Source organism: Desulfosarcina cetonica JCM 12296 (genome assembly GCF_001311845.1).
Lineage (GTDB): Bacteria > Desulfobacterota > Desulfobacteria > Desulfobacterales > Desulfosarcinaceae > Desulfosarcina > Desulfosarcina cetonica.
The window spans coordinates 1-6,639 of sequence record NZ_BBCC01000271.1 but is presented as its reverse complement, the minus strand read 5'-3'; the positions used below and the strand labels follow the sequence as shown (position 1 = coordinate 6,639).

6 protein-coding genes are annotated in these 6,639 nt (G+C 57.1%); 4 read left to right on the top strand and 2 right to left on the bottom strand.

All coding sequences use genetic code 11. From position 1 onward, the window contains the following. From JCM12296_RS31545 to JCM12296_RS31530, 4 genes are all read left to right on the top strand, one after another. The coding region (locus tag JCM12296_RS31545; RefSeq protein WP_157068075.1) for a tetratricopeptide repeat protein at positions 1 to 1,288 on the top strand (1,288 nt) is incomplete at its 5' end. Positions 1,289 to 1,621: 333 nt separating this feature from the next. Continuing rightward, on the top strand, positions 1,622 to 2,290 hold the full coding sequence (locus JCM12296_RS31540; RefSeq protein WP_213183789.1) for a P-loop NTPase family protein: 669 nt from the start codon (positions 1,622 to 1,624) through the stop codon (positions 2,288 to 2,290). Between the two features lie 106 nt (positions 2,291 to 2,396). Then, the gene (locus JCM12296_RS31535; RefSeq protein ID WP_054701430.1) at positions 2,397 to 4,085 is read left to right on the top strand and encodes an AMP-binding protein; all 1,689 of its coding nucleotides are present in this window, start codon (positions 2,397 to 2,399) and stop codon (positions 4,083 to 4,085) included. A gap of 259 nt (positions 4,086 to 4,344) precedes the next feature. Continuing rightward, positions 4,345 to 5,358: a metallophosphoesterase gene (locus tag JCM12296_RS31530; RefSeq protein ID WP_054701428.1), complete on the top strand. Its 1,014-nt coding sequence runs from the start codon at positions 4,345 to 4,347 to the stop codon at positions 5,356 to 5,358. Positions 5,359 to 5,583: 225 nt separating this feature from the next. Here JCM12296_RS31530 and JCM12296_RS31525 read toward each other — a convergent pair whose 3' ends face one another. Together JCM12296_RS31525 and JCM12296_RS31520 are read right to left on the bottom strand one after the other, a co-directional pair. Then, complete coding sequence (locus JCM12296_RS31525; RefSeq protein ID WP_054701424.1) at positions 5,584 to 5,931, bottom strand: TusE/DsrC/DsvC family sulfur relay protein; 348 nt, start codon at positions 5,929 to 5,931, stop codon at positions 5,584 to 5,586. Between the two features lie 17 nt (positions 5,932 to 5,948). Continuing rightward, the coding region (locus JCM12296_RS31520; RefSeq protein ID WP_157068074.1) for a molybdopterin cofactor-binding domain-containing protein at positions 5,949 to 6,639 on the bottom strand (691 nt) is incomplete at its 5' end.

Genomic DNA, 6,639 nt, shown 5'->3' with positions numbered 1-6,639 from the left:
GGCGGTGAGAGAGCGGGCGGACGCGGCCCTGCCGGAATGGGGCCGCGCCCGCTTTAACAACCAGTGTCAGACCATCGAGCGGTTGCTGGACCAGGGTCAGCTTCAACCGGCCCATGAGACGGCCAGGGCCCTGCTGGACAAGGCCAGGGCGGTGGGGCCGGCGGCCTACGACGGGGCGGACTACGATCTGGCCATGGCGCATGTTCAGCTTGGATATGTGTTGAAGAAAAAAGGCCAGGCGGCCCAGGCCCTTGACCTGCAGGTCGAGGCCCAGCAGCAATTCGAGGCCCTGGGTAAACGCGGTGAAAAGATGGCGTCAGCTGCCCTTGCCGAGCAGGCCGGTTGCCTCACAGATCTCGGCCGACTTGATGAAGCGGCCGACGCATATAAGGAGCGCATCAAACAGGGTGAAAAACAGGAAAATTACCGCGGGGTCGCGGTAGATCATGTGCAACTGGCATTTGTGCGAATGCTTCAGAAAAAATACGACGAGGCGCTATCCGGGTATGAAGCGGCAAGGACGATCTTCGAGCGGCTGAATGAACCGAAAAGCGTTGCCACCACCTGGCACCGGATCGGCAGGGTGCATGAGAACACCGGTAACTACGACAAGGCGGAAACGGCATATCGCCAATCCTTGGAAATTCAGACCCGTACCAATGACCGGGCCGGGCAGGCGAGTAGTTTAAATCAGCTGGGGAATCTCTACGATGCCTGTAATCGGCTAGAAGGAGCAGTGGCCTTCTGCCGGCAGGCGGCCGATATTTATGTTGCGTTGCAGGATTTACGGAATGAAGGGAAAGTGCGCAACAACATAGCCGACACCCTGTGCAGGCTGGGGCGCTACGACGAGGCCCGGACGGAGATCGGGCGGGCTATCGATTGCAAGCGGCAGTTTGGTCATGCGGCCACTCCGTGGTATGCTCTCGGCATTTTGTACGATATCGAAACAGCGTATGGCAACCCTGTCGCCGCCCGGGAGGCCTGGCTGCAGGCCCGGGATGTCTACCTCGCCTATCGGCGACAGGGAGGCTATGCGCAGTTCTACGGTGGGGAACTGGTGGATAGCGTGTTGGGCCTTCTTTATCAACAAAAGACCAATGAGGCTTGGGCCCTGTTCGACCAGGTTGCCGGCAACCAGAACACCCCGGATTCGATAAAAAAACTGCTGCAGGCGGTGGTCACGATCCTCAACGGCTCCCTCAACACGGCCCTGGCGGATGACCCGGCTCTCCATTACAGCGACGCGGCGGAAGTGCTCTTTTTGATTGAGCGCCTGAGAGGATAGGCTTGCCGGTGGGAGTAAAACCGGCGAAGGAACAACATCGATTCCGAATCATTGAATCCATGCGATACGGCCATCGTCCGGAGATGAAGCGGGCATAAGTCACGCAGACCGACCCGCACCGTATCTATCCCAACAATTGACAAATTCCGCCGGTGGGCGGTAATTTCACTATGTCTGTAATTCTAATTTCCTGATAAAGAGTGGGTTCCAAATCCGATGATCGGCTGAAATCAGCCAGTTAACTATGTCTGTACATTCAACAACCAAGGAAAAACTGAGATGACGCGTATCCATTTTGTAGGCGGTGAGAAGGGTGGTGTCGGCAAATCCGTGTTGGCCAGAATTTTGGCGCAATACCATATCGACCGAGAGAAGCCTTTTTGTGCCTTCGATGGTGATCTATCGCATGGTGATTTGATCCGTTATTACGATGAATACACCGAGGCCGTGGACATCCGTACCTTTGAAAGCGCCGACCGTATCGCCGAAGAGGCCGCGGAATCAGGTCGTGATGTCATTGTCGATCTGCCCGCCCAAGCATCCTTTAATTTGGATCGCTGGATGGCGGAAAGCGGTGTGGTGGAATTCAGCAAGGATATCGGCATGGTCCTTACGTTGTGGCATGTAATGGACGATGGCACGGATTCAATACGGCTCTTGGAAAGGACCCTGAGTACATATAACGCCGGTCCAGATTATGTACTGGTGCGCAACCACGGACGCGGCAGCGACTTTTCGTTATTCGATGCGTCTGAGGTGAAGGTTGAGGCTGAGGCTGTGGGCGCGCGCATTATGGACCTACCGAGCCTGCACGCCGAATCCATGCGGAAAATCGACCGTATTGGGGCAAGTCTGTGGGCCGCCGCCAATAACAAGGATAAATCGATAGGACCGACCTTGGGCTTATTGGAACGTCAACGGGTCAAGGTCTGGCTGAAGAAGGCCTATGCCGAGTTGGATCGGGTGCTACATCTGCCGGAGTCCTCTTCCCCGCCTGATTGAACCGCTCTTGATATCGTGAGTGGCCCCCCTTCACATCACACTGGACGCGATCCAGGATCGATGCCATGATGAATTGAGAGAATCACCGGAACCAAGGGGGGGGCCAATGAAATCCATCGCGGAATGCAAAACCCTGGTGGACTGCGCGCGCTACTGGGAAATTGCCGCCGCCGGGCGCATGTGCTTCACCCAGCCCATGGGCGGGGGCGATGCCAACGTCAAGACTTGGTCCTGGGCCGAGGCCATCGGCGAGGCCAGACGGATGGCCGCCTACCTGAAAGGCATCGGCCTGCCGGAAGGCAGTCGCATCGCCATTTGCTCGAAAAACTGCGCCTACTGGCTGATGGCCGATCTGGCCATCTGGATGGCCGGTCATATCAGCGTGCCCATCTACCCCATTCTCACGGCGGAGCTGGTACGTTATACCCTGACGCATTCCGAAGCCAGCCTGCTTTTTGTCGGCAAGCTCGACCCGGTGTGGCAGCAGATGAAAAACGGCGTGCCAGCGGGTCTGAGAACCGTGGCCTTTCCCCTGGCACCGCAAAATGACCATGAATCGTGGACGGCCATCGTCCGTGCCCATGCGCCGCTGGAAGCAATCGCCGCCTGCCCGCGCGATGCCACGGCCACGATTATCTACACATCGGGCAGCACGGGCACGCCCAAGGGCGCGGAGATCTCCTTCGAGGCCATGCACCGCGGCGGCAAGGGGCTGACTGCGTTCCTGCAAAGCGGTCCGGCCGACCGCCTCTTCTCCTATCTGCCCCTGGCCCATGCATATGAGCGACTGGTGATTCAGGCCCATGGTTTATATGCGGGGGCGCCGGTCTTTTTTGCCGAGTCACTGGACACGTTCATTCACGACTTGCAACGCGCCCGGCCCACGCTGTTCGCCTCGGTGCCCCGCCTGTGGGTCAAGTTTCAGCAGGGCGTTTTTCAGAAAATCGCGCCTCGGAAACTCGATCGGCTGCTCGCCATTCCGATCGTCAACCGGCTTGTGCGCAAGAAAATCCTCAAGCAGCTCGGCCTGGACCAGGTCAGAGTCGCCGCATCGGGCTCGGCTTCCATCCCCGTGGATGTTCTCCAATGGTATCGCCGCCTGGGGCTGGAACTGCGTGAGGCTTACGGCATGACCGAAAACCTGGCCTATTCGCATTGCAGCCGGGCCGGTCGGGTGCGGGCCGGCTATGTGGGCAACCCCTATGCGGACGTCGAGCAGAAGATCAGTGCCGAGGGAGAAGTTTTGATCAAGAGTCCGGCCATGATGAAAGGCTACTATAAACTGCCGGCGGAAAACGCCCATGCCTTTACTACCGATGGCTATCTTCATACCGGCGACCTCGGAGAAATCGACGACCTGGGCCGGCTGAAGATCACCGGCCGGATCAAGGAGCTCTTCAAGACCGCCAAGGGAGAATACGTGGCGCCCGCGCCCATCGAGAACCGGTTGGCCAACCATCCCCTGGTGGAAGCCTGTTACGTGACCGGCAGCGGCTGTGTGCAGCCCTATGGGGTATTGATGCTCAGCGAGGCGGCCCGTGAAACGATGTCGGAAGGCGACGGGAACGCATTGACGGCAAGGTTCGAAAAGCTGCTCGAGGAGGTCAACCAGACACTGCCAGCCTACGAGCAACTGGCCTTTCTGGTGATCGCCGGGGATGTGTGGAACACCGAAAACGGTTTTTTAACCCCCACGTTGAAAATCAAGAGGGCCGTTCTGGAGAAGACCTACGGCCCCATGGCCCAGGAATGGTTTTCGATGCAGACACCGGTGGTGTGGTGGTCTTCGGGGTAAGGGCGTGCTGTACCGGCAATCCGCCTCCCCTTCCCGAAGCATATTCGTAAGTCCTCAAGTAGTTTCTAAGTCCCGGTAGTTACCGACCTTAAATCAGCTAATACCAACCATAACCAACATATTTCTTACATAGTGTTAACCTTGGGCTAACACGCCCTGTTATATAAAGGCACCGCGCATTCGGAGATCTCCAATAATCCATATTAACAGATTTTCTCCTTTCATCAACGATCACCTTACAGAAGAGAGAGGCATCGCTATGAGAAAAATTGCGGCCATTGCACTATCCCTGTTTCTTTGGACCGGTCTTGCGAGCGCCGGGACATTCGGACACGACAGACATCATCTTCACCCGCAGCCTGCTAAAAAAGGCCATATGATAGCACGGTTTGGTATTATCACGGATATTCATTACACCAACAAAGCAGACTCGACGTCGCGCAAGTATTCTGCCGGTCTTGCCAAGACTGAATATTTTGTGGACGTCATGAACAGGGAGAACGCTGACTTCGTCATCGAACTGGGCGACTTCGTGGATACACTGGCTGACGACAAAGATCCGATCGTTAACTTGAGCGAAATCGAGAGTGTTTTTACCCGTTTCGAGGGTCCCCAATATCACGTACTTGGCAACCATGATTTCGATAATATGTCACGTGCAGATCTGCTGCCGAGGCTTGAAAACACGGGGATCCCTACGGGAAAAACTTACTACTCATTCGACAGCAACGACATCCACTGCATCGTGTTGGATGCTGACTATACGGTGGCAGAGCCCCATCTGCCCTTTGATTACCCCAACACTTTTTGGAATTGGAAGGATGCCTGGATTCCACAAGAGGAGTTGGATTGGCTTGAAAACGACCTTGCGGATAGCAATCTGCCAACGATTGTCTTTACGCACCAGTTAATGCACCGCGACACCACTGAAGACCACACCATTAAGAACGCCGACGCTGTGATGGCGCTTTTTGAAGCTGATGGTCAGGTGCTGGCCGTTTTCTCGGGACATGATCACAGGGGAGAAGTTGCTTTCCGCAACGGCATCCACTATTTCGTGCTGGAAGGAAACGTGGGTATGAGTCTCGACTGGTCCGAGGTTAGCCCTACCGAGGGACTTGACCCCGTGACGGATTCACCCTTCACATTGGTGGAAATTCGTAAACTTAACGAGGTAGATACGTTCAATGGATTGCAGACTTATCAAGTAAAGCTTAATGGAAATGCGCAACAGTATACGTTTCAAGACCAACTAATAATTGTTGAACCCTGATTCTCTGTATAAAGTTGGATTGATTTACCAACAAGGCTCTCGCGTCCAACGAGAGCCTTGTCGCTTTTTGACCAAAGAAAGATAGTTGGGCCGTTTTCAGATCGCAAATATCTATGTTTCAGGCGTAAAAAGCGCTGCACGCGGCACCGGACGCTGATGATTCAATACGGGAGTGGAACTTCGACATGACGCCGTGCCGTTCCGCTCCGGGCTGTGGCCAATCGGCTAAACGCAGGCCTTGGGATTGGGCAGGCCCGCCAACCGCCGGGCGCCGTTACGAATGCCCTGGGGGAACAACGCTTCCAGGTCCATCAGGCGCATCCCCGTGCCCTTGCGAAGGTCTTTGTTCATGGGCGCCCGGCCATGGTAGAAGTAGAACTCGCGCATGAACCGGATCACCCGCCACTGGTCATCGTTCAATCCGTCCATGCCGCTTTCCGCGGCCAGGGCCAGGGCGATGGCCTCGCTCCAGTCGTCGGGATCCCACAAAAAATCGTCCCAGTCGAAATAAATGGATCGACCGGCAACCGTGCGAAGTTGCCGGTCCCGGGTCGTTTCGGTATCGGAAGACAAGGCTTGGCCGTCCCTCCTCAAGCTTTTTCGGCGGATGCCAAAGCCGCTTTGATTTTTTCCGGCGTCGCCGGCAGTTCGCTGATCCAGATGCCGCAGGCGTTGTGGATGGCGTTGATCACCGCCGGGGCCGTGGAGACCATGGCCATCTCACCGACCCCGGTAACGCCCAGGGTGCCGCGCCGACGCGCAGTTTCCCGGGTGATGACCTTCATCTCAAAGGCCGTTTTCAGGGTGGGAAAGGCAAACGTGCGCCAGTCGGTGGTCTTGCCGGCCTCGTAGCGTTCGCGCAGGGCGTAGCCCACCCCCATGTCCATGCCGCCCTCCATCTGTCCCTCGAGGTTGTTGGGATTGATGACCGGTCCGGCATCCACGGCGGCGGTCATCCGGATCACCCGTACCTCGCCGGTAGCGGTGTTGACCTCGACCTCGGCCAGTTGGATGGCATGCACGTCGGAGTCGGTGGACGGCCCCTGCCCGGTTTGCGGATCCAGGGGAGCGGTGGCCACCGTCGCTTTATGGCCCACATAGCGGGTCGGCCGTCCGGCGGCGACCAAGGCCGCATGGGTCTTGGCGCCCACCGCATCCATGGCTTGTTTGAGTTGCTGCAGCGCGTTCACGGTGGCCCCGCCGATCATGAACGTGACCCGGCTGCCCGAGGCCGGCCCGCTGGCGGCGGTGCGATCGGTACTGCGGGTATCGGCCGCTACC

Coding starts and splice junctions, on each gene's coding strand:
- JCM12296_RS31535 (WP_054701430.1), top strand. CDS start 2,397: ATGAAATCCATCGCGGAATGCAAAACCCTGGTGGACTGCGCGCGCTAC.
- JCM12296_RS31530 (WP_054701428.1), top strand. CDS start 4,345: ATGAGAAAAATTGCGGCCATTGCACTATCCCTGTTTCTTTGGACCGGT.